The sequence below is a fragment of the Pseudomonas sp. LS-2 genome (assembly GCF_003605735.1).
In the GTDB taxonomy this organism is placed as follows: Bacteria; Pseudomonadota; Gammaproteobacteria; order Pseudomonadales; family Pseudomonadaceae; genus Aquipseudomonas.
Window position 1 is genome coordinate 255,442 of record NZ_QXTJ01000045.1, and the last position, 26,784, is coordinate 282,225.

A 26,784-nucleotide genomic window follows, 5' to 3' on the forward strand; every position below is an offset into this window, starting at 1 on the left:
GGTGTTCGCCGTGCCGTAGAACGTGCACGTGCCCGGGCCGTGATAGGACTTCATTTCCGAGTCCAGCAGCTCCTCACGGGTCGCCTTGCCTTCGGCGTAACGTTGCCGCACGTCGGCTTTTTCCTTGTTGGAAATGCCCGAGACCATCGGCCCGCCCGGTACGAAAATGGTCGGCAGGTGACCAAAACGCAGGGACCCCATCAGCAGGCCCGGCACAATCTTGTCGCAGATACCCAGCATCAGCGCCGCGTCGAACATGTTGTGCGACAGCGCCACCGCTGCTGCCATCGCAATGACTTCCCGGCTGGCGATACTCAGTTCCATGCCCGGCTCGCCTTGGGTCACACCATCGCACATGGCGGGAACGCCGCCAGCGAACTGGCCCACCGAGCCGATTTCACGCAGGGCTTTCTTGATCTGTTCAGGAAAATGTTCGTACGGCTGATGCGCCGAGAGCATGTCGTTGTACGAAGAAACGATAGCGACGTTCGCCGCGTTCATCATGCGCAGGCTGTTCTTGTCTTCGGTGCCACAGGCCGCCACGCCGTGGGCGAAGTTGGCACATTGCAACTTGCCGCGCATCGGTCCGTCGCTCGCCGCGCCCCGGATCATTTGCAGATAGCGCTGACGGGTTTCACGGCTGCGAGCGATCAGCCGTTCGGTTACCTCAAGGACGCGGGGATGCATTGTCATGAACTCCAGGCTAGCGGATGTGGTCACCCGTTCAGGCGCTTACAAAAACCGTCAATCGATCATGGCCCAGAGAAACGCTTCAGCAAAGGCTATGATTTTCAGACAGTTGTGATGGCTTTACGGGTTTCTATTTGTAGATAAAACAAAATACTGCCACTAAAAGGGCTTGTTTTCTATTTTTATGAGAATAATCTTGTAATTCCAACAACAAATTTACTGAGGACGGGTGTATGACTCTCCGCATCGCAATCAACGGCTTTGGCCGCATCGGCCGCAACGTCCTACGTGCACTTTATACCCAAGGCTATCGTCAGGACCTGCAAGTCGTCGCCATCAACGATCTGGGCGATAGCGAGATCAACGCCCACCTGCTCAAATACGACACGGTTCATGGCCCGTTCGACGGGACCGTGGAACACGACAAGGAAAGCCTGACCGTCAATGGTGACCGTATTTCGGTCAGTGCCATTCGCAATCCGGCAGAGCTGCCCTGGAAGTCCGAGAACATCGACGTGGTGTTCGAATGCACCGGTCTGTTCACCGACCGCAACAAGGCCGCTGCACATATCACCGCCGGCGCCAAGAAAGTCATCATCTCCGCGCCAGCCAAGGGCGCAGACGCCACCGTCGTTTACGGCGTCAACCATGACGTGCTGCGTCAGTCCCATCAGGTCATTTCCAACGCATCGTGCACCACCAACTGCCTGGCCCCTGTGGCACAGGTGCTCAATCGTGAACTGGGCATCGAAAGTGGCCTGATGACCACGATTCACGCGTATACCAATGACCAGAACCTGATCGACGTTTACCACACCGATCCGTACCGCGCGCGTTCGGCGACTCAGTCGATGATCCCGAGCAAGACCGGCGCCGCTGAGGCGGTGGGCCTTGTGTTACCGGAACTGGCGGGCAAGCTGACCGGCATGGCGGTACGAGTGCCGGTGATCAACGTGTCGCTGGTGGACCTGACCATTCAGCTCAAGCGCGATGCGACCGCTGATGAAGTCAACGCGATCATGAAAGAAGCCGCTCAACACTCGAAGATCCTCGGCTACAACACGCTGCCGCTGGTGTCTCACGACTTCAACCACAATCCGCTGTCGTCTATATTCGATGCCAACCACACCAAAGTGAGCGGTCGCCTGCTCAAAGTGCTGGCCTGGTACGACAACGAGTGGGGCTTTTCCAACCGCATGCTGGATAACTGCCTGGCGTTGATGAATGCAGAGTAAAAACTGACGCATCGAATTTGCAGGAGCGCGCTTGCCCGCGATAGCGTTGGATCAGACGATCATTGATGGACTGACACACTGCAATCGCGGGCAAGCGCGCTCCTACGGCAACGACTTTGCAGCCATGCCGCATTTACACATTCTTTGCAACTTCCCACCTTGCCAATACAGCAGATGATAAGCATTATCATTCGCTGAATTTCTGGTCGGGTATCTCCGTGAGTCAGTCGCACTTCAATGACGTTTTCCTGGCAAGGCGGACGATTCTGCTGCGCACCCTCCAGCGCATGGTTCGCAACCCCAGCACCGCCGAAGACTTGCTGCAGGAAACCTACCTGCGCGTGACCCGCGCGCTGGGCGAGCGAGCCATCGATCACCTGGAGCCGTTCGTGTTCCAGACCGCGCGCAATCTGGCGCTCGATCATTTGCGCGCCACACGCATCCATTCACGCACGATCATCGAAGACGCGCCCATCGCCGACATCTACAACGTGGTCGCTCCCGACGCTGCGCTGGAAGACGCCGCCCACGCCAATCGCGTGCTGCAGAGCCTCAATGCGAGCCTGGAAAAGCTCACGCCGCGCCAGCAGAAAATATTCACCCTGAGCCGACTCAACGGTTGCAGCTATCTTGAAATCGCCGAGCAACTGGGTGTCTCTGCCAGCACCGTACAAAAGGAACTCAAGCTGATCATGGCGATCTGTGTCGGCGTTGCCGCCCGACTCGATCGTTGATGAGAGCAGCCTGATCCATACTTCATAAGAAAACCGGCGGCAGCCCAGCGACCATCTCGCTACACTCCCGCCCCACACCGTGTATCCGAGGACGCTCCTTGACGGACTCTCACTCACCTGGCCCTGAGACTGACAGCGCCATGGATCAGGCCCTCAACTGGCTGATCGAACTGGAAGGCGCCGACGCGCAGCAGCAAGCCCAGTTTCAGGACTGGCTGGCGGCCGACCCTGCACATGCTCAGGCCTTCGCAAAAGCCGAGGCCGCCTGGAATTCGCAGCACGTGTTCGATGCAGCGGTAAAACTTGCCGCGCCTAAAAAGCCCTCAGTGCTTCGCCGCCTGCGCCCGCACTGGCTCCCGCTGGCGACCGCTGCGGTCCTGCTGCTGGGGCTGTTCAACTTCAGCGACCTGCCGCTACGCCTGAAAGCCGATCACCTGACTGTCGCCGGAGAGCGCCAGCGCCTTGAGCTTTCGGATGGTTCGAAGGTGCTACTTAATACTCGATCCGCCTTCTCCAGTGACCTTGACGACCAGCAGCGCGTTGCCCGGCTGTATGAGGGAGAAGCCTTCTTTGAAGTCCCTGTTGCCAAAGGGCTGCCCCTCGAAGTGGAGGCTGGCCCCGTCCGGATGAGCGCCAGCAGCACCGCATTTGCGGTCCGCTATCTCAACGGCGTGGCGCAGATACAGGTAGAGCGCGGCGCGCTGAAGGTACAGGCCACCAAAGGCAATTCGCAGGTCAGCCTGGGCGCGGGCGACAGCCTCAGAGTCGGGCCCGAAGGTTTTGGACATCGCGAAAAGGTCGATCCGAACAAAGACCTCGCCTGGGTCCAGGGACGCTTGATCTTCGATAATTGCCCACTGAGTGAAGTGCTGGCCGAATTGCGACGGTACTACCCCGGCTGGATCGTTAATGCCAATACCCGCCTGGATCAGGTCGCCGTGACCGGCAACTACCGTCTGGACGACCCTGTCGACGTGGTGCGCTCACTGGCGCAAATCACCTCGGCACGGCTCCATGAACTGCCCGCGCTGATGATTTTGAACTGAGGATAATTATTTTTACGCGATAGCCGTTCGTCGTACGTCTCGTTATAGCCAATGCAAGTGATTCCCATTACTAAAGCACTTGCCAACACCATAACGACCCGCACGACAGGGAGCGCTATCGATGCCGTCCACGTTCACCCCCGTTGCATCCGACTCACCCCAGAGCCGCCGCAATCTCGCCCTTTCGCTGCTGAGCGTCGCCATCTTTGCCGCCGGCCTGCACAGCGCGCCAACCTTGGCCGCCGATCAACCGGCACGTGTCGCGGGCAGCTATCAGTTCACGATCAAGCAACAACCGCTGGTCTCGGCGTTGAACGAGTTCAGCAAGATCACTGGCTGGCAGGTGGGCATGTCTGCGGATCTGGCACAGAACGTCACCTCACCCGGCGTCAACGGCACGATGTCGGCGCAAACAGCACTGGATCGCCTGCTTGCGGGCAGCAATCTGAGCTATCGCAACCTGGGCAGCAATAACGTCGTACTGGAAAAACGCAACACCACCGGCGCTCTGGCACTGGATCAAGTGACCGTGAGTGCCACACGTCAGGCGCAGTCGGTGGACTCCGTTCCCAGCACCGTCACTGTGCGAGACCGTGCAGACCTGGATCGGAAGAACGTCAACAACGTTCGTGATCTGGTGCGCTATGAGCCCGGCGTTTCCGTAGGCGGCGCCGGTCAGCGTGCGGGCACCAGCGGCTTCAATATTCGCGGTATCGACGGCGACCGGATTCTGACTCAGGTCGATGGTGTTGAAGTCCCGGACAACTATTTCTCCGGCCCCTACGCCAACACCCATCGCAACTACGTCGATCCAGAAATCGTCAAGCGCGTGGAAATCCTGCGCGGCCCGGCATCAGCCCTGTACGGCAGCAGCGCCATCGGCGGTGCGGTGAGCTATTACACCCTCGACCCGGAAGACATCATCAAGCCGGGCAAAGACATCGGCGCACGCCTTAAAACCGGCTACAGCTCGGCGGACGATAGCTGGCTGAACTCGGCGACCGTGGCAGGTCGTGAGGGTGATTTCGACGGGTTGTTGCACGTCAGCCAGCGCAACGGTCGCGAAACCGAGTCCTACGGCGAGCACGGCGGCACCGGCCTGGGCCGCACCGCCGCCAACCCTGAAGACGTGCGCGCCACCAACGTGCTGGCCAAACTGGGCTGGAACTACGGTGACAACGACCGTCTGGCCTTCACCTACGAGAAGTACAAGGACGACACCCACACCAACCAGAAGAGCGCAGTCGGTGGGCCGTTCACCGGTGGCCGCGGCTTCGACTTCTATCTCGGACGTGAAGGCAACGCCGTGATCACCCGCGAGCGATTCGGCCTGGAAAACAGCTTCGCGCTGGACAGCCTGTTGGTGGACAACGTCAAGTGGAGCCTGAATTATCAGATCGCCAAGACCGATCAGGACACCATCGAGCGCTATGTGCCCGGCAGCCGCGATGTCTGGCGGACACGCGACACCTATTACAAAGAACGTCAGTGGATCTTCGATGCTCAGCTGGACAAAGCTTTCAGCATCGGCGACACCGAGCACCTGCTGACCTACGGCACCACCCTCAAGCAGCAGAAAGTCACAGGTGAACGCAGCGGCAGCGCGACCTGCGCCGCCGTGCTGGGCACCTGCCGCACAGTTGGCGCCCCAAGCCCCACCGCCTCGGACAGCCTTGCGCCCACCAGCGATTTTCCGGACCCGACCATCAACACCTACGCCCTTTTCGCGCAGGACCAGATCAAATGGGGCGACTGGACATTCATGCCGGGCGCACGTTATGACCACACCACGCTCGATCCGCACGTCACCGACGAGTTCTTGCGGGCAGTCAGCCTGACCAGTGCCGACCAGTTCAACGATAAAGAGAAAAAATGGCATCGTCTGTCGCCCAAACTGGGCATCACCTATGCCATCGACGACGCCTACACCTGGTACGGCCAGTACGCCGAAGGGTTCCGCACGCCGAGTGCGAAGGCGCTGTATGGCCGCTTCGAAAACCTCAATACCGGTTATGTCGTCGAGCCTAATCCTGATCTGGAACCCGAAAAGAGCAAAAGCTACGAGACCGGTCTGCGCGGCCGTTTCGACGAAGGCTCCTTCGACGTCGCGGTGTTCTACAACAAATACCGTGACTTCATTAACGAGGACGCCATTCAGCCGGCAACGTCGACCGAGGCGGTGTTCCAGTCCAACAATATCAAGCACGCCACCATCAAGGGCGTGGAGCTCAAGGGCCGTTTGAACCTCGACAGTTTCGGCGCACCGCAAGGCCTCTACACCCAGGGCTCCGTGGCGTACCTGTACGGTCGCAACGACGACACCGGCCAACCGATCAACAGCGTGAATCCGCTGACCGGCCTCTTCGGCCTGGGGTATGACCAGGACAACTACGGGGGCTTGCTGAGCTGGACGCTGGTCAAACGCAAGACCCGTGTGGATGACACCAACTTCCACGCCCCGGACGGCGCTTCGACCCAGTTCAAAACCCCGGGCTTCGGCTTGGTGGACCTGACTGGCTACTACAAGGTGACCAACGATGTGACCGTCAGCGGCGGCCTGTACAACCTGGCGGACAAAAAATACTGGCTGTGGGATGACGTACGCGGTTACGACGGCGTCGGCGAAGCGGGTGTGACCGCGCCGGCCAACCTCGACCGCCTGACTCAGCCAGGCCGCAATTTCGCGATCAATCTGGTGTGGGATATCTGATATTCACACGACGCAATTCTCTGTAGCGGCAAATCCTGCGGCGTTTCGCTTGCCGGCGGTAGCGAATGTAACGACGCCACCGCCGGCAAGCCGTGCTGCTACAGGTTCGTTAGCCGACGCAAAAGATTCCATGCACACGCCCACACATTTTTACGTTTGAAAGCCGCTCACTCGTCTCGTCTACAAGCCCCTCTTTTTCCAAGGAAGACACCATGTCCCCAGCACCGATTCGTCGCTCTCAGCGTCTGAACCAGATCACCCACGCCCCGCATGAGCAACTGGACAAGGCAGTCAAAGCCAACGCGCCGTTCGAAACCCTCGCCAGCTACTGCCGCTTTCTAAGCGCCCAATACCTGTTTCAACACGAGCTCAAAACGCTGTACACCGATCCGCAACTGATCGAGCTGATCGCCGATCTGCCCCAACGCTGCCGTGCCGAACAGGCAAGGGCCGACCTGAACGACCTCGATACGCCCATCCCCGGCCCTGTCGCCGGTTCGGTCAGTAACCCACCACTGGCCGAGGCTCTGGGCTGGCTGTTCGTGTCCGAGGGTTCGAAGCTGGGCGCTGCATTTCTGATCAAGCGCGCAGTGTCACTGAACCTCAGCGAAACCTTCGGCGCCCGTCATCTGGGCGAACCGGCAGGCGGTCGCGCCGATGGCTGGAAGCGCTTCATCCGCATCCTCGACGATTTGCCATTCAACGAAGAGCAGGAACGTCAGATCGATCGAGGTGCAGTCGCTGCGTTTGAACGCTTCAACGTGCTTCTCGAACACGCCTATAAGTCGGCTGTTGAAGCCGAACCCGCCTGAACACACGCCTTTTGCGCCCGGCGCTGTTAAGCTGGGCGCCTTTGCGAGGGGTGAAATCCTCGGCGCACTTCTTCACCCGGCACTACCCGAGACTCATGACCAGCAAACCCCAAGGCAGCAAACTGTCCCGCATCCTGTTTGGCATTCTGGCCTACGTGAGCCTGACCATCGGAATCATCGCCATCTTCATTCCAGGCCTGCCAACCACCGAATTCATCCTCCTCGCCGCGTGGGCCGCTACCAAGAGCTCGCCCCGCCTGAGTGCCTGGCTGGAAAACCATCGCCTCTTCGGCCCCATGCTGAGCAATTGGCGCAACGGCAAGCTGATCGCACGCAGTGCCAAGATCAGCGCTACAGTCACCATGCTGATTTGCGCGGTCATGATGCTGGTACTGCTGACGCACAACTGGTGGATCTATTTCGCCGTGGCCGGCATGGTATTGGTGAACCTGTGGATCTGGTCGCGACCGGAGCCCAATGCGCAGCGCAGTGAGTGCGGGGAGTCGTCCGGCCAGCGCTGAACCCAAGGCAGCGTGCAAGGTCTGCTCCTTACCGTCATTGATTTCTGAAGGAGCAGTCACATGTTCGAGCCAGGTCATTTGCACATCGCCCGCCCCGCCCTGCAGCCCGACGACGTGGGTTATGACATCCACATCCGCTACGAAATTGCCCAGACCGACTCTGGTCCCGGCATGCACTTCACCATGGAAGGTGAAATCAACGGCAAGTCGTTCAACGAAGCCTTCGACATGCCCAAGGACCTGGCCTACAACTTCGCCAGCGAAGCCTCGCGCATCGCCGAAAAACACGGTCTGCCCCGAGCTACCGAAATGCGCGCGGCGCACACTGACTACGACCTCATGTTCGAAGACATCCGCCAAAAGCTCGACATGAAGTCAGGCGATCCAGTGAAGCCGGAACATTTGGAATGAGACAGTTCGCGACCCTGTAGGAGCGCGCTTGCCCGCGATTGCGCTCTTCCTTCAACGAGTGCGTTGATTGACATTGCGCTATCGCGGGCAAGCGCGCTCCTACAAATGCGGCGTTAGAGAAAACGGGGGGTGTTTACTGGCATAATCGCCCCCATCTCCCGCCCGAACCTTTTCGTCCCCCATGCGCATCCACGTCACATTCATCGACCGCGTCGGCATCACCCAGGAAGTTCTGGCGATTCTCGGCGGGCGGAATCTGAACCTCGATGCCGTGGAGATGGTGCCGCCCAACGTCTACATCGATGCCCCGACCCTGAGCCACGAAGTGCTCGAAGAGCTAAAGGACCGGCTGTTTCGGGTGCGCGGCGTGGAAGCCATCACGGTCGTGGACATCCTTCCCGGTCAGCGTCGGCATCTGCAACTCGATGCCTTGCTGGCAGCGATGGCCGACCCGGTGCTGGCGCTCGACAGTGCTGGCCACGTCTTGCTCGCCAACCCTGCCCTGGTCGGCCTTTATGGCCGAGAGCCTGCGGGTGAGTCCGTCGGCGAGCTGTTTTCCGATCCCGGCCTTCAATCGGCGTTGCTGGAAAACGGCTTTCGCCTGCCCTTGCGCGAGGTCACGCTCAACGGCGAGGCGCTGCTGCTGGATGCGACGCCCATTACGGACGCGGGCGCGCTGCTGACGCTGTATTTGCCGAGTCGAATTGGCGAACGGCTGTCGGCGTTGCACCACGACCACGCCGAAGGCTTCGACGCACTGCTGGGTGACTCCGCCGCAATACGCACCTTGAAAGCCCGCGCCCAGCGAGTCGCGGCCCTGGATGCGCCGCTGCTGATTCAAGGCGAAACCGGCACCGGCAAAGAGCTGGTGGCCCGCGCCTGTCATGCTGTGAGCGCCCGACACAGTGCACCTTTTCTTGCGCTCAACTGCGCTGCATTGCCAGAAAACCTCGCTGAGAGCGAATTGTTCGGTTATGCCCCCGGCGCGTTCACCGGCGCGCAACGGGGCGGCAAGCCCGGCCTGATGGAGCTGGCAAACCAAGGCACCGTGTTTCTCGACGAAATCGGCGAAATGTCACCGTACCTGCAAGCCAAGCTGCTCCGGTTTCTCAATGACGGGAGTTTCCGGCGAGTGGGTGGCGACAAGGAAGTGAAGGTCAATGTGCGCATCCTCAGCGCGACCCATCGCAATCTGGAAAAAATGGTCGCCGAAGGCACCTTCCGTGAAGACCTGTTCTATCGCTTGAACGTGCTCAACCTGGATGTCCCGCCCCTTCGCGAGCGAGGGCAGGACATCTTGCTCTTGGCGCGGTATTTCATGGAGCAGGCCTGCACGCAGATTCAACGCCCGGTCTGTCGCCTCGCACCCGGCACCTATCCGGCGCTGCTTGGCAACCGCTGGCCGGGCAACGTACGGCAACTGCAAAACGTGATCTTCCGCGCGGCGGCGATCTGCGAAAGCTCGCTGGTGGACATTGGCGACCTCGACATTGCCGGTACTTCCGTGGCGCGGGAAAGCGACGGCGAAATCGAAAGCCTGGAGTCTGCGGTCGAAGGTTTCGAGAAAACCTTACTGGAGAAGCTTTACAGCCATTACCCCTCGACCCGGCAACTGGCAGCTCGCCTGCAAACCTCTCACACCGCCATCGCCCATCGCCTGCGCAAGTACGGGATTTCGGGGAAAACCTGAAAATCGCCGCCGCGCCCTGAATGCCGGAACGATTTCGCAACATTGGAACGATATCATTCCAAAGTCTGTGCATCCCCAGCCTACAAGGCCTTGATCCCACGACAGTTTCCAAAGCGCTTATAAGCGTATCGATTTCGCTACACCTGGCAGTTTTACAACTAGCAAAATATCGCTCCAAGCCTTGATTTACAGGCCCCGGACGAGGTTGGCCGCAAACTTGCTAATACCCTCCCCATCATGCTCGCGCCAACGACGAGCAATTTTCCATTCAGGGGAGTTTTCATGAGCGAATTGCGTTTTACCGAGGATCACGAGTGGCTGCGTGCCGAAGCAGATGGCAGCGTCACGGTCGGCATCACGGCTTTCGCGCAAGACGCACTGGGGGACGTGGTATTCGTTCAGTTGCCTGAGCTTCAGTCCTATGACAAAGGCGCAGAAGCCGCTACCGTTGAGTCGGTCAAAGCTGCAAGCGGCGTGTACATGCCGCTCGATGGCGAAGTCGTCGAGATCAACCCGGCGCTGGACGCCAACCCGGAACTGGTCAACGAAGACCCTATGGGCCAAGGCTGGTTCTTCCGTTTCACTCCTTCCGATGCCGCCGCTGTCGGCCAGCTGCTGGATCAGGACGCCTACGACCGTCTGATCAAAGCCAACGCCGAAGCCTGAGGAACGCGCCATGACTGATCGTATTGAATTGAGCACTGCCAACGAGTTCATCGCCCGTCACATCGGCCCTCGCGCCGATGACGAGAAAGCCATGCTCGCCACCCTGGGTTTCGACTCACTGGAAGCCGTGAGCGCCAGCGTCATTCCTGAATCGATCAAGGGCACCAGCGTACTGGGCCTGTCTGCGGGTCAGAGCGAAGCTGACGCGCTGGCTGACATCAAAGCCATCGCCGGCAAGAACCAACTGTTCAAGACCTTTATCGGCCAAGGCTATTACAACACCCACACGCCTGCGCCGATCCTGCGTAACCTGCTGGAGAATCCGGCTTGGTACACCGCTTATACCCCGTATCAGCCGGAAATTTCCCAAGGCCGTCTGGAGTCGCTGCTTAACTTCCAGACGCTGATCAGCGACCTGACCGGCCTGCCGATCGCCAACGCCTCGCTGCTGGACGAAGCCACCGCCGCCGCCGAAGCCATGACCTTCTGCAAACGCCTGAGCAAGAACAAGAGCAGCCACAAGTTCTTCGCCTCCGCCCATTGCCACCCGCAGACCCTTGACGTGTTACGCACCCGTGCCGAGCCGCTGGGCATCGATGTGGTCGTGGCTGACGAAAGCCAACTGACCGATGTCAGCGAGTTCTTCGGCGCGCTGCTGCAATACCCGGCAAGCAACGGTGATGTGTTCGACTACCGCGAACTCGTCGAGCGCTTCCACGCCGCCCACGCACTGGTCGCGGTTGCCGCCGATCTACTGGCCCTGACCCTGCTTACGCCTCCAGGCGAGTTCGGCGCCGATGTCGCCATCGGCAGCGCACAACGCTTCGGTGTGCCGCTGGGCTTTGGTGGTCCCCATGCCGCTTACTTCTCTACCAAAGACGCGTACAAGCGCGACATGCCGGGCCGTCTGGTCGGCGTGTCCATTGACCGTTTCGGCAAGACCGCACTGCGTCTGGCCATGCAGACCCGCGAGCAACACATTCGCCGCGAGAAGGCGACCAGCAACATCTGCACCGCGCAGGTCCTGCTCGCCAATATCGCCAGCATGTACGCCGTCTACCACGGCCCACGCGGCCTGACCCGCATCTCCAACCGCGTGCATCACCTGACCGCGATCTTCGCCAAGGGCCTGAGCCAGTTGGGTCTGAGCGTCGAACAGGCTTTCTTCTTCGACAGCATCACCCTGAACACCGGCGCCAAGACTGCCGAACTGCACGCCAAGGCGCGCGCTCAGCAGATAAACCTGCGCGAAGTGGACGCCGAACGTCTGGGCCTGTCGCTTGACGAAACCACCCAGCAAGCTGACGTTGAAGCCCTGTGGAAACTGTTCGCGACCGATGGCCAGCCCGTTCCTGAGTTCGCTGTCCTGGCCGCTAATGTCGAAGCGCGTTTGCCAGCCGACCTGAAGCGCCAGTCGCCGATCCTCAGCCACCCGGTGTTCAACCGCTACCATTCCGAAACCGAGCTGATGCGCTACCTGCGTCGTCTGGCCGACAAGGACCTGGCCCTCGACCGCACCATGATCCCGCTGGGTTCGTGCACCATGAAGCTGAACGCTGCCAGCGAAATGATCCCGGTGACCTGGGCCGAGTTCGGCAACCTGCACCCCTTCGCCCCTGCCGAGCAAAGCGCCGGCTACCAGCAACTGACCGACGAACTGGAAGCGATGCTGTGTGCCGCCACCGGTTACGACTCGATTTCCCTTCAGCCGAACGCCGGCTCCCAAGGTGAATACGCAGGCCTGCTGGCGATTCGCGCCTATCACCAGAGCCGTGGCGATGATCGCCGCGACATCTGCCTGATTCCGTCGTCCGCCCACGGCACCAATCCGGCGACCGCCAACATGGCCGGTATGCGAGTGGTCGTGACCGCTTGCGACGCACGCGGCAACGTCGACATCGAGGATCTGCGCGCCAAGGCTATCGAGCACCGCGAACACCTCGCGGCCCTGATGATCACCTACCCGTCGACTCACGGTGTATTCGAGGAAGGCATCCGCGAAATCTGCGGCATCATCCACGACAACGGCGGCCAGGTTTACATCGACGGCGCCAACATGAACGCCATGGTCGGTCTCTGCGCGCCGGGCAAGTTCGGCGGTGATGTTTCCCACTTGAACCTGCACAAGACGTTCTGCATTCCACACGGCGGTGGCGGCCCGGGCGTCGGCCCGATTGGCGTGAAATCGCACCTGACGCCGTTCCTGCCGGGTCACGGCAAGATGGAGCGCAAGGAAGGCGCGGTCTGCGCGGCGCCATTCGGCAGCGCGAGCATTCTGCCGATCACCTGGATGTACATCCGCATGATGGGCGGCGAAGGCCTGAAACGCGCTTCGCAGCTGGCGATCCTAAACGCCAACTACATTTCCCGTCGCCTGGAAGAGCACTACCCCGTCCTGTACACCGGCAGCAGCGGGCTGGTGGCGCACGAGTGCATTCTGGATCTGCGTCCGCTGAAAGAAACCAGCGGCATCAGCGTCGACGACGTGGCCAAGCGCTTGATCGACTTCGGCTTCCACGCCCCGACCATGTCGTTCCCGGTGGCCGGCACCTTGATGATCGAGCCGACCGAGAGTGAATCCAAGGAAGAACTGGATCGTTTCTGCGACGCGATGATCAAGATTCGCGAAGAAATTCGCGCAGTAGAAAGCGGCGCGCTGCACAAGGATGACAACCCGCTGAAAAACGCCCCGCACACCGCTGCGGAGCTTGTAGGCGAGTGGAGCCATCCGTACAGCCGTGAGCAGGCGGTGTATCCGGTTGCTTCGCTGATCGAAGGCAAATACTGGCCTCCGGTCGGTCGCGTGGACAACGTGTTCGGCGACCGCAATCTGATCTGCGCGTGCCCATCCATCGAGAGCTATCAGGACGCGTGAAGGATAAGGGGCTACTGTGCGAGCAGTGGCCCTTTTTCAATGTGGCATCGAGCGGATGTGGAACCGTTTCGCGAGCAAGCTCACTCCTACAGGATCTGCGTTGGACCCAGTCCTATCAAACATCACAATCCTGTGGGAGTGAGCTTGCTCGCGATTGAATTCAGCTCGATCCGTCTGCAAAAACCCATAACAACAACCGGAGCCCAATCATGTCCCTGAGCGTGTTTGACCTGTTCAAGATAGGCATTGGCCCCTCCAGCTCCCACACCGTGGGGCCGATGCGTGCCGCAGCAAGATTCGCCGAAGGCCTGCGCCGCGACGACCTTCTGCAAACCACCTCCTGCGTCAAGGTCGAGCTGTACGGCTCGCTTGGCGCGACCGGCAAAGGCCATGGCAGCGACAAGGCTGTGCTGCTGGGGCTGGAAGGCGAACACCCGGATACCGTCGACACCGAACACGTGGCCGAACGTCTGCAGCGTATCCGCAGCAGCGAACGGATCAACCTGCTCGGCGAACACAGCATCGAATTCATCGAAAAGCAGCACTTGGCGATGATCCGCAAACCATTGCCCTACCACCCCAACGGCATGATCTTTCGCGCTTTTGACGGTGCTGGCCTGCAGATCCGCAGCCGTGAGTACTACTCGGTCGGCGGCGGTTTCGTCGTGGATGAGGACGCCGCTGGCGCCGACCGCATCGTCGAGGACAGCACACCGCTGCCCTACCCGTTCAAAACCGGCAAAGAGCTGATGGCCCACTGCGCAAGCACCGGCTTGTCGATCAGTCAGATCATGCTGGCCAACGAATCGGCATGGCGACCGGAAGCGGAAACCCGCGCAGGGCTGCTGAAAATCTGGCAAGTGATGCAGGACTGTGTCGAAGCCGGTTGCCGTAACGAGGGCATCTTGCCAGGTGGCCTGAAGGTCAAACGGCGGGCGGCGGCGTTGCATCGTCAACTGTGCAAGAACCCCGAAGCGGCGCTGCGTGACGCACTGTCTGTGCTGGACTGGGTCAACTTGTATGCGCTGGCGGTCAACGAAGAAAACGCCAATGGCGGGCGCGTGGTCACTGCCCCCACTAACGGCGCCGCGGGAATCATTCCGGCGGTCTTGCATTACTACATGCGTTTTATCACCGGTGCCAACGAAGACGGCGTGGTGCGTTTCCTGCTGACCGCTGCTGCCATCGGCATTCTCTATAAAGAGAACGCCTCGATTTCTGGCGCTGAAGTGGGCTGTCAGGGTGAAGTCGGCGTGGCTTGCTCAATGGCGGCCGGTGCACTCTGTGAAGTGCTGGGCGGCAATGTCCAGCAAGTGGAAAACGCTGCAGAAATCGGCATGGAACACAATTTGGGCCTGACCTGCGACCCAATTGGCGGCCTGGTTCAGGTGCCCTGCATCGAACGCAACGCCATGGGTTCGGTGAAAGCCATCAACGCCGTGCGCATGGCCTTGCGCGGTGACGGCCAGCACTTCGTCTCGCTGGACAAGGTGATTCGCACCATGCGCCAGACCGGCGCCGACATGAAAAGCAAATACAAGGAAACAGCCCGTGGCGGGCTGGCCGTGAACATTATCGAGTGCTGATATCAGCCCAATTTCATCGTGTTCCACCGTTAATGGCAGGGACCGGAAACGCCTTCAAGGAGTCATCGATGTCCACAGAACTGTTGAAAACCCCGCTCAACGCCCTGCACCGAGAACTGGGCGCCAAGATGGTCGAATTCGCCGGTTACGATATGCCGGTCCAGTACCCGGCGGGCGTGATGAAAGAACACCTTCACACCCGTGAACAGGCCGGTCTGTTCGACGTGTCGCACATGGGTCAGATCCTGCTCAGCGGCCCAGATGCCGCCAAGGCACTGGAGACTCTGGTCCCGGTGGACATCATTGATCTGCCGGTGGGCATGCAACGCTATGCGATGTTCACCAACGAAACCGGCGGCATTCTCGATGACCTGATGGTCGCCAATCTGGGTAATGATCAGTTGATGCTAGTGGTCAACGCCGCCTGCAAGAACGAAGACCTGGTGCACCTGCAGAAACACATCGGCGCTCAATGCCAGATCACCCCGCTGTTCGAAGAGCGTGCCCTGCTGGCCCTGCAAGGCCCTCAAGCGGTGACCGCCCTCGCGCGTCTGGCGCCGGATGTGGCAAAAATGACGTTCATGCAATACACCTCGATCATCATCGACGGTATCGACTGCTACGTCAGCCGCTCGGGTTACACCGGTGAAGACGGCTTCGAGATCTCCGTACCGGCCGATCGAGCCGAAACCCTCGCACGTCGTCTGCTCGCCGAGCCGGAAGTCGCGCCAATTGGTCTGGGTGCGCGTGATTCGCTGCGTCTCGAAGCTGGCCTTTGCCTGTATGGCCATGACATGAACACCGACACCACCCCCATTCAGGCCAGCCTGCTGTGGGCGATTTCCAAGGTTCGTCGTGCCGATGGCGCGCGCGCAGGTGGCTTCCCCGGAGCAGCCGAGGTCTTCGCTCAGCACCAAGGCGGTGCAGCCCGCAAGCGTGTAGGCCTGTTACCTCAAGAGCGTACGCCCGTACGCGAGGGTGCAGAAATCGTCGACGCCGACGACAAGGTCATCGGCGTTATCTGCAGCGGGGGATTCGGGCCGAGCCTGAGCGCGCCGCTGGCCATGGGCTACCTGGACGCAGCTTTCACTGCACTCGAAACGCCAGTCTGGGCCATCGTTCGAGGTAAGAAAGTCCCGATGCTTGTCAGCAAAATGCCTTTCGTTGCGCCACGTTACTTCCGCGGCTAACGCTGACGTCAAGAAATTGCGGCACCGCAACAGTGCATGAAACTGTTGGAGTGCCGCAGTTTGATACCTTTCGAAACAGCAATGAAACTGTCAGAAAATTGCACTTGTGTCGGTTCTTAACACTAAAAACTATCGATTACCCCGACGTGGTTAAACTTTTCAAAAAGTCAGCGAAACCCCCTGAAACCGGGGTTATCCGGGGCTTGTTTTTTCTGCGAGAGTTAGCGTAGAGTTTCTCGACTGTGTTTGCATAGGTCGCTGGGATCGTGACCTGGGCAGTAGCGCCAAAAGCAATGCTACATCCCGCTCTACGTTTCTTCTTCCTGCAACCAGCCCAGTACTCTTTCGTGTGAAAGGGACTGTCATTAATTTATGCTCCAAGGAATAAGAAAATGTCTACACGTCAGAGCGGTACCGTTAAGTGGTTTAACGACGAGAAAGGTTTTGGTTTTATCACTCCAGAGAGCGGTCCGGATCTGTTCGTCCACTTCCGCGCTATTCAGGGCAACGGCTTTAAAAGCCTGAAAGAAGGCCAGAAAGTTACCTTCGTCGCTGTGCAAGGCCAGAAAGGCATGCAGGCTGACGAAGTACAAGCTGAAGCCTGATCGCTGAAAGCACAAAAGCCCCTGATGGCAACATCAGGGGCTTTTTTATGCCTGAAATTCCGTAAACTGCCAGTTTACCGGTGAACGAGCGCCCTACATGGCCAAACACCTGCTGCGCCCACAAGGCGACTTCGCCCCCGCAGGCCTTGGCCGACGGCTGGCCGCGATATGCTATGACGCGTTGCTTTGCGTAGCGCTGCTGATGGTCACGACGTTCATTTACAAGCTGGTCTGGATGGCCTTTGTCGGCGAGGCCAGGTTACGTCAGATGTCCGAGTCCGGATCCCTGGATGGCGATCCGTTGCTCTCGACCCTCCTGCTGTTCGCCGTGTTCGCTTTCTTCGCCAAGTTCTGGACCCACGCAGGTCAGACCCTGGGCATGCAGGTCTGGGGAATTCGCGTGCAGAACGCCGACGGCACCGGTATCAGTCTGTGGCAGGCGCTGCTGCGCTTTGTCGTCGCTATCGCTTCATGGCTGTGCGTTGGACTGGGTTTCTTATGGAGTCTGTTCGACAAACAGAAACGCAGCTGGCACGACATATATTCCGAAACACAGCTGGTGCGTATTCCGAAGCANGGCAAATAAGGCTCCTGTAGCAGTCCGGCTTGCCGGCGGTGGCAGCTTTGAAATCGCTGCCGCCGGCAAGCCGGACAGCACAGGGCAACGACGGCAGAAGGCACAAAAAAGCCGACCCTGAGGTCGGCTTTTTCGTTGCTGCGTGGCGATCAGCCCGCGCGGCGCAGCAGCCAGATACCGGCCAGCGCACAGACACCGGCTGGCACGAGCACCGCGAACAAGGGCGAGAAGCCGAAGACCAGACTGGAAGGCCCCAACAGATCCTGCACGATGCGGAAGGTGAAGCCCACTAGCACACCCGTGAAAACGCGCTGCCCGAGCGTAACCGAACGCAACGGGCCGAAGATGAACGAAATCGCCATCAATACCAGCGCCACGGTCACCAACGGCTGGAGAATCTTGGTGTAGAACGCCAGCCAGTAACGACCATTGGCCAGGCCCTGATCTGCCAGATAGCGGGCATAACTGTAGAGCCCGGTCATCGACAGCGACTCAGGCGGCAACACCACCGTGCTCAGCAATTGCGGGCTGAGTGCGATGTCCCAGCGTTCTTCTGGCGCACTCACGACCTCGGTACGATCCTGATGAAACAGGGTCGTCGTCACGTCCTTTAGCTGCCAGTAATCGGTCTTGAAGTTTGCCTGTTTGGCAAAACTGGCGCTGAGCATGTGACGCTGCTCATCGAAGCGATATCGCGTGACACCGTACAGCAACCCATCCGGCTGCACCGTGTTGATATGAATGAATTCTTCTCCCTGACGGTGCCACAGGCCATGTCTGGCGCTCTGTGCATCACCTGTGCCTTGCGCCAGCGATCGAGCCGCCTGAGCCTGGGCCTCGGTCACTGGAGCGACGTATTCGCCAATCAGCAGACCCGCCACCATCAGCACCAGCATTGGCTTCATGACGGCCCAGACGATCCGGCCAATGGACACACCGGCAGCGCGCATGATCGTCAGTTCGCTGCTGCTCGCCAGCGCGCCGAGGCCGATCAGACAGCCAATCAGCGCCGCCATCGGCAGCATGTCGTAGAGGCGACGAGGCGCGGTCATGACGACGAAGCTGCCCGCGTCCCAGAAGGTGTAGGTGTCGCTGATGTCGGCCATCTCATCGATGAACGCGAACAGCGAAGCCAGGCCCAGGATGATGCCCAGAACGGCAAGGATCGCCATGAAGACGCTTTTGCCGATGTACCGATCGAGTTTAGACATGAGCCACCTCCGACACACTGCGGCGACTCGCCATTTTCAGGCGCAACGGCTCCCAGTAAAGAAGGCCCAGGCCGATGGCCAGGAACAGCGCGTGCACCCACCACAAACCGAGCGCCGCCGGGATCTTGCCTTTTTCCAGGGCGCCGCGAGCGGCAATCAGAATGGTCAGATAGGCCATGTACAAAAGAATGGCCGGCAGCAGCTTCAGGAAGCGCCCCTGTCGCGGATTGGCTCGAGACAACGGCACGGCCATCAGCGTCACGATGAAGACCAGAATTGGCAGCGAAATACGCCACTGCAATTCCGCCTTGTTACGCAGACTCTTCTCTCCGGTCAGCAGTTCACTGGTGGGAATCGCGTCGCGATCGGTGATTTCGTCACTGATGTCAGGCTTGGGCAACAAGGCACCGTAAGTATCGTACTTGACCGCACGATAGTCGGCCTGCCCCGGATTACCGTCATAGCGATAGCCGTTTTCCAGTATCAGATAACGGCTGCCGTCCGGCCGGATTTCCTGACGCCCTTTTTCAGCCACCAGAACGGTGATACCCCGGTCCTTCTTCTCTTCTAGTTTCTTTTCGGAGATGAAGACGCCACCGAGGTTGATGCGGTCATCGGTCATGGTTTCGGTGTAAGTCACACGACTGCCGTCGCGAAGCAACTGGAATCGGCCCGGTACCAGCGTGTCGAACTCGGTCATCGCGTCCTGCTCGTTGATCAGCAACTGGAATTGCGTGGCGCCTTGAGGCGCCAGGCTGAAACTCAACCAGGCGACCAGCAGGGACACCAACGCGGCAGGTGCCAGGGTCATCCACAGCAGACGCTGCTGACTCATGCCGGTTGCCGCGAGCACGGTCATCTCGCTTTCCAGATACAGCCGCCCGTAGGCGAGCAGAATGCCGAGGAACAGACCCAGCGGCAGAATCAGCTGAAGGAACCCGGGCAGACGAAAGCCCATGATCATGAACAGCACGCCCGGATCGAGCGCACCCGAGGCCGCCTGGGCGAGATATTTGATGAAACGGCCACTCATGATGATTACCAGCAGCACAGCACTCACAGCGCTCAAGGTAACCAGCACTTCTCGGGACAGGTAACGGAAGACAATCAAACCAGACACTCCAGGGTTGTCACGCTCAGGCAGCCTGACAAGGAAATGGATCAGGCATGGTGCTCGCCATGGCGAACCACCAAAAAAATATGCGGCATTATCCTGTGATTGAGTGTGTCTGTCACTGCGCGCGCGGGATACTTCCTGAACCGATGCTGACAGGAGCGCGCCAGCGGGTGCTACGCGGGGTTGTCATCTGACCTTTTGCAGGGTCAAACTGCGGGCCTTGCCGCTGGCATGGCGCTGCGCTCTCTGCGCGACCGCGCTCAGCCGCGAACACATTCAGCGATTACCCACAGTTTATTCGGGGACCCCGACATGGAATTGGTTGTTAAAAGCGTCAGTGCAGAAACCTTGAAGACCGCCACGCTGGTGGTTGCCGTGGGCGAAGGCCGCACACTGAGCGATGCTGCAAAAACTGTCGATGCCCTGAGCGGTGGCGCAATTTCCGCCGTACTCAAGCGCGGCGACCTGGCCGGCAAGGTTGGCCAGAGCCTGTTGCTGCACAACCTGCCCAACCTCAAGGCAGAGCGCGTTCTGCTGGTGGGTAGCGGGAAAGAGCCGGAGCTGAGCGACCGCCAGTTTCGCAAGATCGTCAGCGGCGCGCTGAATACCCTGAAAAGTCTGGGTGGCACCGACGCCGCGTTCGCGCTGGATCAACTGAGCGTCAAGAACCGCGACATCTATGGCAAGAACCGCCTGCTGGTCGAAACCCTGGCCGATGGCGAATATGTATTTGATCGCTACAAGAGCCAGAAAGTCGACCCACGAGCCCTGAAGAAAATCACGCTGCTGACCGCCAAGGCCAACGTCGCCGACGTGGAACGCGCGGCCAGACACGCACAGGCCATCGCCGCTGGCATGGCGGTAACCCGCGACCTGGGCAACATGCCCCCGAACATCTGCCACCCGACTTATCTGGGCGAGCAAGCGAAGGCGCTGGGCAAGGCCAATAAAGGCCTGAAGGTTGAAGTCTTCGACGAGAAGAAAATCGCTGACCTGGGCATGGGCTCGTTCCTGGCGGTCGGTCAGGGCAGCGCTCAGCCACCACGCCTGATCGTGATGCAATACTCCAATGGCAAGAAAGGCGACAAGCCCTTCGTGCTGGTCGGCAAAGGCATCACCTTCGACACCGGTGGCATCAGCCTCAAGCCTGGCGCCGGCATGGACGAGATGAAGTTCGACATGTGTGGCGCCGCCAGCGTCTTCGGCACCCTCAATGCCGTTCTCGAACTGCAACTGCCGATCAACCTGGTGTGCATCGTCGCCGCTGCGGAAAACATGCCGAGCGGCAACGCCACTCGCCCTGGCGACATCGTCAAGACCATGAGCGGCCAGACGGTCGAAATCCTCAATACCGACGCCGAAGGCCGTCTGGTGCTGTGTGACGCCCTGACCTACGCCGAACGCTTCAAGCCTCAGGCGGTGATCGATATCGCCACCCTGACCGGCGCCTGTGTCGTGGCTCTGGGCGGCCACACTTCCGGGTTGCTGGGCAACAGCGATGCGCTGATCAATCAGGTGCTGGACGCCGGCAAGCGCGCCGATGACCGCGCCTGGCAACTGCCGCTGTTCGACGAATACCAGGAGCAACTGGACAGCCCGTTCGCCGACATCGCCAACATCGGCGGCCCGAAGGGCGGCACCATTACCGCAGCCTGTTTCCTCTCGCGTTTTACCAAGGCTTATGAGTGGGCACACCTGGACATCGCCGGCACTGCGTGGCTGAGCGGCGGCAAGGACAAGGGCGCCACTGGCCGCCCGGTTCCGCTGCTGACTCAATACCTGATCGACCGCGCTGGCGTCTAAGCGCCTCGAAAACGTGCTGAGCCCTGAAGTCGAAAAGGGCTCGGCACGTTTGCGTTCTGGAACCTTCATGACCCAAGTCGATTTCTACATCCTGCCCAGCGCCGACCCGCTCGCGCGCCTGGATTTCGCCTGCAAGCTCACGGACAAGGCCTGGCGCCTCGGCCATCGGGTCTATCTGCATTGCAGCGACGCAAGCCAGCGCGAAGAACTGGACGCCCGTCTGTGGCGCTTCAAGGGTGAAACCTTCGTCCCCCATGGTTCGATAGAAGACGATCACGATGCCCCGGTGGCATTGGGCATCGCCAACGACCCTGGCCAACATCAGGACCTGCTGGTCAACCTTGACCTGCGTATTCCCGAATTCTTCAAACGGTTCGCTCGCATCGCGGAAATCGTGGTGGAAGACCCTGCCATCCGGCTGGCGGCTCGAGAGAGTTTCCGCTTCTACCGTGAACAGGGCTATCCTCTCCAGGATCACCGACTGCAGCGTCTTTGAGCACATGATGGACAATTCAAAAAACCTGAAAGACTCCGCGCACCTGCTGGACGACCTCGAGTCGATCCGCCAGTTGCTTGACGATGACTCTCTGAACCCGCCATTACTGACCGATACGGTCCAGAGCGAAGGCCAGATTCCCCTGCTGTTCGACGTGGTCAGTGGCCAGGTCATCGCTGTCGACGAGCCGCATCGACACGCCGACGAGATTCCCGTGCTCACACCCGAGCCGATCGCCACCGCCAAGCCAGCAACGCCTTCTGGCGTACGGGAACCTGAGCCCCGTACGCCCAATCCGGACGACCTGCTGCATCTGGACAGTGAACTGCGCGCCGCCGCGCAATTGATCATGCAAGATGTGATCGATGACTTCGCTCCGCACATCGAGAATGAAATCAAACGACGCCTCGATGCCCGGATGGAAAGGCTGTTGAGCCAATACCAGAACTGACTCGGAACCCCTCACGGTCGATTGCTGTGCTTCTGCCCGGCGGGCGTGGGAGTCCAGCTTGCTGACGATCTGCCGCGAAGCGGCAGCCATTTCAGACATTACCGTTTGCCTGACACCACGGGTTGGCTGATTTACTGCCGGTGCCCGGCAGATCGCGAGCAAGCTTGCTCCTACGCCCTGCGGGCAGAATCAAAAGCCTGCCTCGCACCGCTCATACGCTCGCGGCTCACAGCTTGTAGCTTGCAGCGGCCGTGAAAAGCTATACTTCCCGGCTTTTCCGACTGAAAGCAGATCAGGTTCCCGCCGCGCATGGACAAGACCTACCAGCCGCACGCCATCGAAACTTCCTGGTACCAGACCTGGGAGTCCGAGAATTATTTCGCTCCGCAAGGCGCGGGCGACTCGTACACCATCATGATTCCGCCGCCGAACGTGACCGGCAGCCTGCACATGGGCCACGGTTTCAACAACGCGATCATGGACGCCCTGATCCGTTTCCGCCGCATGCAGGGTCGCAACACCCTGTGGCAGCCGGGCACCGACCACGCCGGTATCGCCACCCAGATGCTGGTAGAGCGTCAACTCGAAGCACTGGGCCAGAACCGTCACGATCTGGGTCGCGAAAAATTCCTCGAAAAAGTCTGGGAGTGGAAAGATCAGTCGGGGGGCAACATCAGCCGTCAGATCCGCCGTCTCGGCTCGTCCGTAGACTGGAGCCGCGAGCGCTTCACCATGGACGACGGCCTGTCAGAAGCCGTTAAAGAAGCGTTCGTGCGTCTGCACGAAGACGGCCTGATCTATCGCGGCAAGCGCCTGGTCAACTGGGACACCAAGCTGCACACCGCCATTTCCGATCTGGAAGTGGAAAACCACGACGAGAAAGGCCACCTGTGGAACCTGCGCTATCCGCTGACGGACGGTGCAAAAACCGCTGAAGGTCTGGACTACCTGATCGTTGCCACCACCCGCCCGGAAACCATGCTCGGTGACGCGGCCGTCGCGGTGAACCCTTCGGACGAGCGCTACAAGGCCCTGATCGGCAAGTTCGTCGAACTGCCGCTGGTGGGTCGTCGCATCCCGATCATCGCCGACGACTACTGCGACCCTGAATTCGGCACCGGCTGCGTGAAGATCACCCCGGCCCACGACTTCAATGACTACGAAGTTGGCAAGCGCCACAACCTGCCGCTGCTGAACATCTTCGACAAGAACGCCAACGTTCTGGCTGCCGCCCAAGTGTTCAACCTCGACGGCACGCTTAACGAATCCATCGACGGCACCCTGCCTGCCCAATACGCCGGCCTGGACCGTTTCGAAGCGCGCAAGCAAATCGTTGAAGCGTTCGATGCTGCCGGCCTGTTGGTCAGCGTCGACGACCACGGCCTGAAAGTGCCCAAAGGCGACCGCTCCGGCACCATCATCGAGCCATGGCTGACAGACCAGTGGTATGTGTCGACCAAGCCGCTGGCCGAGCCTGCCATCGCTGCCGTGGAAGACGGCCGCATCGCCTTCGTGCCCAAGCAATACGAAAACATGTACTTCTCGTGGATGCGGGATATCCAGGACTGGTGCATCAGCCGTCAGCTCTGGTGGGGCCATCGCATTCCGGCCTGGTACGACGAATCCGGCAAAGTCTACGTCGGCCGCGACGAGGCCGAAGTGCGTGCCAAGCACAACCTCGGTCCTGACGTTGCGCTGCAACAGGACAACGACGTACTCGACACCTGGTTCAGTTCCGGCCTGTGGACGTTCTCCACACTGGGCTGGCCCGAGCAGACTGACTTCCTGAAAACCTTCCACCCCACCGACGTGCTGGTCACCGGCTTCGACATCATTTTCTTCTGGGTTGCCCGGATGATCATGCTCACGATGCATTTGGTGAAGAACGAAGACGGCACTGCGCAGGTCCCGTTCAAGACCGTGTACGTACACGGTCTGGTGCGCGACGGTCAGGGTCAGAAGATGTCCAAGTCCAAAGGCAACGTTCTGGACCCGCTGGACATCATCGACGGCATCGAGCTCGAAGCACTGGTGCAAAAACGCACATCGGGCATGATGCAGCCCAAGCTTGCGAAGAAAATCGAAAAGCAGACCCGCGACGAATTTGCCGACGGCATCGCCAGCTACGGCACCGACGCCCTGCGTTTCACGTTCTGCTCGCTGGCTTCGACCGGTCGTGACATCAAGTTCGACATGGGCCGCGTCGAAGGCTATCGCAACTTCTGCAACAAGATCTGGAACGCTGCGCGTTACGTTCTGGACAAGGGCGAGGACTGCGGTCAGAACGGCGAAGCGTTCGAATTGTCGCTGCCGGACCGCTGGATCATTTCTCAGTTACAACGCACCGAAGCCGAAGTGACTCGCCACCTGGATCAGTTCCGTTTCGACCTCGCGGCACAATCGCTCTACGAGTTCATCTGGAACCAGTATTGCGACTGGTACCTGGAGCTGTCCAAGCCGGTACTGTGGGATGAAACCGCCCCGATCGAACGTCAGCGCGGCACTCGCCGCACGCTGGTTCGCGTGCTGGAAGTCGCTCTGCGTCTGGCTCACCCGTTCATGCCCTTCATCACCGAAGAAATCTGGCAGCGCCTGGCGCCGCTGGCCGGTATCGAAGGCAAGACCATCATGTTGCAACCCTGGCCAGTGGCGAACGAGTCGCGTATCGATGCTGCCGCAGAAGGCGACATCGAGTGGCTCAAAGGCGTGATGCTGGGCGTGCGCAACATCCGCGGCGAAATGAACATCGGCCCGGGCAAGCCTCTGCAACTGTTCCTCAAGAACGTTGGTGCTGAAGACCAGCGTCGTCTGAACGAGAACGAGCACCTGCTCAAGAAGCTGGCCAAGATTGAATCGTTCACCGTACTGGCCCCTGGCGCTGAAGCACCGCTGTCAGCCACCGCGCTGGTGGGTGAGATGGAAGTCCTGGTGCCTATGGCCGGCCTGATCGACAAGGACGCCGAACTGGCCCGTCTGGACAAGGAAATCCAGCGCCTGCAAGGTGAAGTGCAACGGGTGGGCGGCAAGCTGTCCAATGCCGCGTTCGTCGACAAGGCGCCGGCTGAAGTCATCGCCAAAGAACGCGCCAAAATGGCGGAAGCCGAACAGGCGCTGAGCAAGCTGGCCGAGCAACACGCACGGATCGCCAGTTTGTAAGCGATGCACCTCGCCAGCCTTGAACAGGGGCTGGCGCCTGTCGCAAACCCTGTAGGAGCGTGCTTGCCCGCGATAGCCATCTGTCTGTAACGAACTCGTTGCCTGACACACCGCTATCGCGAGCAAGCTCACTCCTACAGGGTTTTGCGCTATCAAGAGAATCGAAATTGACTACGCAGGAAAAACCCAAACCACCGCGCAAAAAGCCAAAACCGGCGCAAACGGCAAAACCTGCCGAGCCCCGTGAAAAGGCCAGCCTGCATCCGCGCAATCGCCATCAGGGCCATTACGACTTCCCGCGCCTGATCAAAGGCAGCCCGGAACTGGGCAAGTTCGTGATCACCAACCCGTACGGCAAGGAAAGCATCGATTTCGCCAACCCTGCAGCGGTGCGTGTATTCAATCGTGCGCTGCTCAAAGCTTTCTATGGCATCGCGCATTGGGACATCCCTGCGGACTACCTGTGCCCGCCGATCCCCGGCCGTGCTGATTATGTGCATTTTGTGGCAGACCTCCTGGCCGACTGCAACGACGGGGTCATCCCTCGTGGCGCGGTGGTCAAGGCGCTGGACATCGGCACCGGCGCCAACTGCGTCTACCCACTGATCGGTCACAGCGACTACGGCTGGCAGTTCCTGGGTTCGGACATCGACAAGATCGCACTGGCATCGGCGACCACCATCGTCAAGGCCAACAACCTGGGCAAGGCCATCAACCTGCGCCAGCAGAACAACCGCAAACACATCCTCGTCGATCTGTTGCAACCTGATGAACGCTTCGACATCAGCCTGTGCAACCCGCCCTTCCACGCCTCTGCCGAGGACGCTTTGCGCGGCAGTCAACGCAAGTGGCGTGCACTGGGCAAAGCGGATCCCAAGCGCAAGCTGCCGGTGCTGAACTTCGGCGGGCAGGCCGCTGAACTGTGGTGCGAAGGTGGCGAGGCGCGGTTTGTGGCGCAATTGATCACGGAGAGCGCAGCGGTCCCCAGGCAAGTGCTGTGGTTCAGCACACTGGTCTCGAAGGCGTCCAATCTGCCTTTGATTCACAGCACGCTGAAGAAAGTCGGTGCGCTGGAGAGCCACGTCGTCGAGATGTCGCAGGGGCAGAAACAGAGCCGCTTCGTGGCCTGGACCTTTCACGACAAGGCGCAGCAGGATGCGTGGCGCGAGCAACGCTGGCCGCGGCAGGCTCAATGATCCCTG

22 protein-coding genes are annotated in these 26,784 nt (G+C 59.9%); 19 read left to right on the forward strand and 3 right to left on the reverse strand.

The features are described from left to right. The coding region (locus tag D3M70_RS33825) for a dihydroxy-acid dehydratase (RefSeq protein WP_256660035.1) at nucleotides 1–687 on the reverse strand (687 nt) is incomplete at its 3' end. Nucleotides 688–923: 236 nt separating this feature from the next. Here D3M70_RS33825 and gap point away from each other — a divergent pair. From gap to D3M70_RS29810, 14 genes are all read left to right on the forward strand, one after another. Next, complete coding sequence (gene gap / locus D3M70_RS29745) at nucleotides 924–1,925, forward strand: type I glyceraldehyde-3-phosphate dehydrogenase (protein ID WP_081565386.1); 1,002 nt, start codon at nucleotides 924–926, stop codon at nucleotides 1,923–1,925. 218 nt (nucleotides 1,926–2,143) lie between these two features. Beyond that, complete coding sequence (locus D3M70_RS29750) at nucleotides 2,144–2,659, forward strand: RNA polymerase sigma factor (RefSeq protein WP_165869925.1); 516 nt, start codon at nucleotides 2,144–2,146, stop codon at nucleotides 2,657–2,659. Between the two features lie 140 nt (nucleotides 2,660–2,799). Continuing rightward, on the forward strand, nucleotides 2,800–3,705 hold the full coding sequence (locus tag D3M70_RS29755) for a FecR family protein (protein WP_120129642.1): 906 nt from the start codon (nucleotides 2,800–2,802) through the stop codon (nucleotides 3,703–3,705). 121 nt (nucleotides 3,706–3,826) lie between these two features. Further along, nucleotides 3,827–6,415: a TonB-dependent receptor gene (locus tag D3M70_RS29760; RefSeq protein WP_120129644.1), complete on the forward strand. Its 2,589-nt coding sequence runs from the start codon at nucleotides 3,827–3,829 to the stop codon at nucleotides 6,413–6,415. A 212-nt stretch (nucleotides 6,416–6,627) separates the two neighbouring features. Beyond that, on the forward strand, nucleotides 6,628–7,227 hold the full coding sequence (locus D3M70_RS29765) for a biliverdin-producing heme oxygenase (RefSeq protein ID WP_120129645.1): 600 nt from the start codon (nucleotides 6,628–6,630) through the stop codon (nucleotides 7,225–7,227). 95 nt (nucleotides 7,228–7,322) lie between these two features. Continuing rightward, a complete protein-coding gene (locus D3M70_RS29770; protein WP_120129647.1) occupies nucleotides 7,323–7,748 on the forward strand; it encodes a YbaN family protein in 426 nt (141 codons plus the stop codon). A 60-nt stretch (nucleotides 7,749–7,808) separates the two neighbouring features. After that, nucleotides 7,809–8,159: a DUF5064 family protein gene (locus D3M70_RS29775; RefSeq protein ID WP_120129648.1), complete on the forward strand. Its 351-nt coding sequence runs from the start codon at nucleotides 7,809–7,811 to the stop codon at nucleotides 8,157–8,159. Nucleotides 8,160–8,340: 181 nt separating this feature from the next. Next, nucleotides 8,341–9,849 (forward strand): sigma-54-dependent transcriptional regulator, encoded by a 1,509-nt coding sequence (locus D3M70_RS29780; RefSeq protein WP_120129650.1) that lies wholly within the window; start codon nucleotides 8,341–8,343, stop codon nucleotides 9,847–9,849. A gap of 282 nt (nucleotides 9,850–10,131) precedes the next feature. After that, nucleotides 10,132–10,515 carry a glycine cleavage system protein GcvH gene (gcvH, locus tag D3M70_RS29785; protein WP_120129651.1) on the forward strand — a complete coding sequence of 128 codons (384 nt, stop codon included), beginning with the start codon at nucleotides 10,132–10,134 and terminating at the stop codon, nucleotides 10,513–10,515. A gap of 10 nt (nucleotides 10,516–10,525) precedes the next feature. After that, complete coding sequence (gcvP, locus tag D3M70_RS29790; RefSeq protein WP_120129653.1) at nucleotides 10,526–13,390, forward strand: aminomethyl-transferring glycine dehydrogenase; 2,865 nt, start codon at nucleotides 10,526–10,528, stop codon at nucleotides 13,388–13,390. Nucleotides 13,391–13,599: 209 nt separating this feature from the next. Further along, nucleotides 13,600–14,976: an L-serine ammonia-lyase gene (locus D3M70_RS29795; protein WP_120129654.1), complete on the forward strand. Its 1,377-nt coding sequence runs from the start codon at nucleotides 13,600–13,602 to the stop codon at nucleotides 14,974–14,976. A 68-nt stretch (nucleotides 14,977–15,044) separates the two neighbouring features. After that, entirely contained in the window at nucleotides 15,045–16,166 is a 1,122-nt protein-coding gene (gene gcvT / locus D3M70_RS29800) for a glycine cleavage system aminomethyltransferase GcvT (RefSeq protein WP_120129656.1), read from the forward strand. A gap of 392 nt (nucleotides 16,167–16,558) precedes the next feature. Next, nucleotides 16,559–16,771 carry a cold-shock protein gene (locus tag D3M70_RS29805; RefSeq protein ID WP_003227496.1) on the forward strand — a complete coding sequence of 71 codons (213 nt, stop codon included), beginning with the start codon at nucleotides 16,559–16,561 and terminating at the stop codon, nucleotides 16,769–16,771. 97 nt (nucleotides 16,772–16,868) lie between these two features. Continuing rightward, on the forward strand, nucleotides 16,869–17,347 hold a 479-nt coding region (locus D3M70_RS29810; RefSeq protein WP_256660036.1), incomplete at its 3' end, for an RDD family protein. A 150-nt stretch (nucleotides 17,348–17,497) separates the two neighbouring features. Here D3M70_RS29810 and lptG read toward each other — a convergent pair. Together lptG and lptF are read right to left on the reverse strand one after the other, a co-directional pair. After that, nucleotides 17,498–18,559, reverse strand: coding sequence for an LPS export ABC transporter permease LptG (gene lptG, locus D3M70_RS29815; protein ID WP_120129659.1), 1,062 nt, complete (start codon nucleotides 18,557–18,559; stop codon nucleotides 17,498–17,500). Continuing rightward, a complete protein-coding gene (lptF, locus tag D3M70_RS29820) occupies nucleotides 18,552–19,670 on the reverse strand; it encodes an LPS export ABC transporter permease LptF (RefSeq protein WP_120129661.1) in 1,119 nt (372 codons plus the stop codon). Before lptF ends, lptG begins: the two co-directional genes overlap by 8 nt. 318 nt (nucleotides 19,671–19,988) lie before the next feature. On the opposite strand from lptF, the gene D3M70_RS29825 reads away from it, so the two are divergent. The 5 genes from D3M70_RS29825 (at nucleotide 19,989) to rlmF (ending at nucleotide 26,778) form a co-directional block, all read left to right on the forward strand. Next, the gene (locus D3M70_RS29825) at nucleotides 19,989–21,479 is read left to right on the forward strand and encodes a leucyl aminopeptidase (protein WP_120129662.1); all 1,491 of its coding nucleotides are present in this window, start codon (nucleotides 19,989–19,991) and stop codon (nucleotides 21,477–21,479) included. 67 nt (nucleotides 21,480–21,546) lie between these two features. Next, the gene (locus tag D3M70_RS29830; protein WP_120129664.1) at nucleotides 21,547–21,975 is read left to right on the forward strand and encodes a DNA polymerase III subunit chi; all 429 of its coding nucleotides are present in this window, start codon (nucleotides 21,547–21,549) and stop codon (nucleotides 21,973–21,975) included. A gap of 7 nt (nucleotides 21,976–21,982) precedes the next feature. Then, nucleotides 21,983–22,426 (forward strand): DNA polymerase III subunit chi, encoded by a 444-nt coding sequence (locus D3M70_RS29835; RefSeq protein WP_120129910.1) that lies wholly within the window; start codon nucleotides 21,983–21,985, stop codon nucleotides 22,424–22,426. A 309-nt stretch (nucleotides 22,427–22,735) separates the two neighbouring features. Continuing rightward, on the forward strand, nucleotides 22,736–25,582 hold the full coding sequence (locus D3M70_RS29840) for a valine--tRNA ligase (RefSeq protein WP_120129665.1): 2,847 nt from the start codon (nucleotides 22,736–22,738) through the stop codon (nucleotides 25,580–25,582). Between the two features lie 167 nt (nucleotides 25,583–25,749). After that, nucleotides 25,750–26,778, forward strand: coding sequence for a 23S rRNA (adenine(1618)-N(6))-methyltransferase RlmF (gene rlmF, locus D3M70_RS29845; protein WP_120129667.1), 1,029 nt, complete (start codon nucleotides 25,750–25,752; stop codon nucleotides 26,776–26,778). Nucleotides 26,779–26,784 lie beyond the last annotated feature (6 nt).

What these genes read in the sequence shown, in the direction of transcription:
- gap (WP_081565386.1), top strand. Translation starts at nt 924, where the DNA reads ATGACTCTCCGCATCGCAATCAACGGCTTTGGCCGCATCGGCCGCAAC.
- D3M70_RS29755 (WP_120129642.1), top strand. Translation starts at nt 2,800, where the DNA reads ATGGATCAGGCCCTCAACTGGCTGATCGAACTGGAAGGCGCCGACGCG.
- D3M70_RS29760 (WP_120129644.1), top strand. Translation starts at nt 3,827, where the DNA reads ATGCCGTCCACGTTCACCCCCGTTGCATCCGACTCACCCCAGAGCCGC.
- D3M70_RS29765 (WP_120129645.1), top strand. Translation starts at nt 6,628, where the DNA reads ATGTCCCCAGCACCGATTCGTCGCTCTCAGCGTCTGAACCAGATCACC.
- D3M70_RS29770 (WP_120129647.1), top strand. Translation starts at nt 7,323, where the DNA reads ATGACCAGCAAACCCCAAGGCAGCAAACTGTCCCGCATCCTGTTTGGC.
- D3M70_RS29775 (WP_120129648.1), top strand. Translation starts at nt 7,809, where the DNA reads ATGTTCGAGCCAGGTCATTTGCACATCGCCCGCCCCGCCCTGCAGCCC.
- D3M70_RS29780 (WP_120129650.1), top strand. Translation starts at nt 8,341, where the DNA reads ATGCGCATCCACGTCACATTCATCGACCGCGTCGGCATCACCCAGGAA.
- gcvH (WP_120129651.1), top strand. Translation starts at nt 10,132, where the DNA reads ATGAGCGAATTGCGTTTTACCGAGGATCACGAGTGGCTGCGTGCCGAA.
- gcvP (WP_120129653.1), top strand. Translation starts at nt 10,526, where the DNA reads ATGACTGATCGTATTGAATTGAGCACTGCCAACGAGTTCATCGCCCGT.
- D3M70_RS29795 (WP_120129654.1), top strand. Translation starts at nt 13,600, where the DNA reads ATGTCCCTGAGCGTGTTTGACCTGTTCAAGATAGGCATTGGCCCCTCC.
- gcvT (WP_120129656.1), top strand. Translation starts at nt 15,045, where the DNA reads ATGTCCACAGAACTGTTGAAAACCCCGCTCAACGCCCTGCACCGAGAA.
- D3M70_RS29805 (WP_003227496.1), top strand. Translation starts at nt 16,559, where the DNA reads ATGTCTACACGTCAGAGCGGTACCGTTAAGTGGTTTAACGACGAGAAA.
- lptG (WP_120129659.1), bottom strand. Translation starts at nt 18,559, where the DNA reads ATGTCTAAACTCGATCGGTACATCGGCAAAAGCGTCTTCATGGCGATC.
- D3M70_RS29825 (WP_120129662.1), top strand. Translation starts at nt 19,989, where the DNA reads ATGGAATTGGTTGTTAAAAGCGTCAGTGCAGAAACCTTGAAGACCGCC.
- D3M70_RS29830 (WP_120129664.1), top strand. Translation starts at nt 21,547, where the DNA reads ATGACCCAAGTCGATTTCTACATCCTGCCCAGCGCCGACCCGCTCGCG.
- D3M70_RS29835 (WP_120129910.1), top strand. Translation starts at nt 21,983, where the DNA reads ATGGACAATTCAAAAAACCTGAAAGACTCCGCGCACCTGCTGGACGAC.
- D3M70_RS29840 (WP_120129665.1), top strand. Translation starts at nt 22,736, where the DNA reads ATGGACAAGACCTACCAGCCGCACGCCATCGAAACTTCCTGGTACCAG.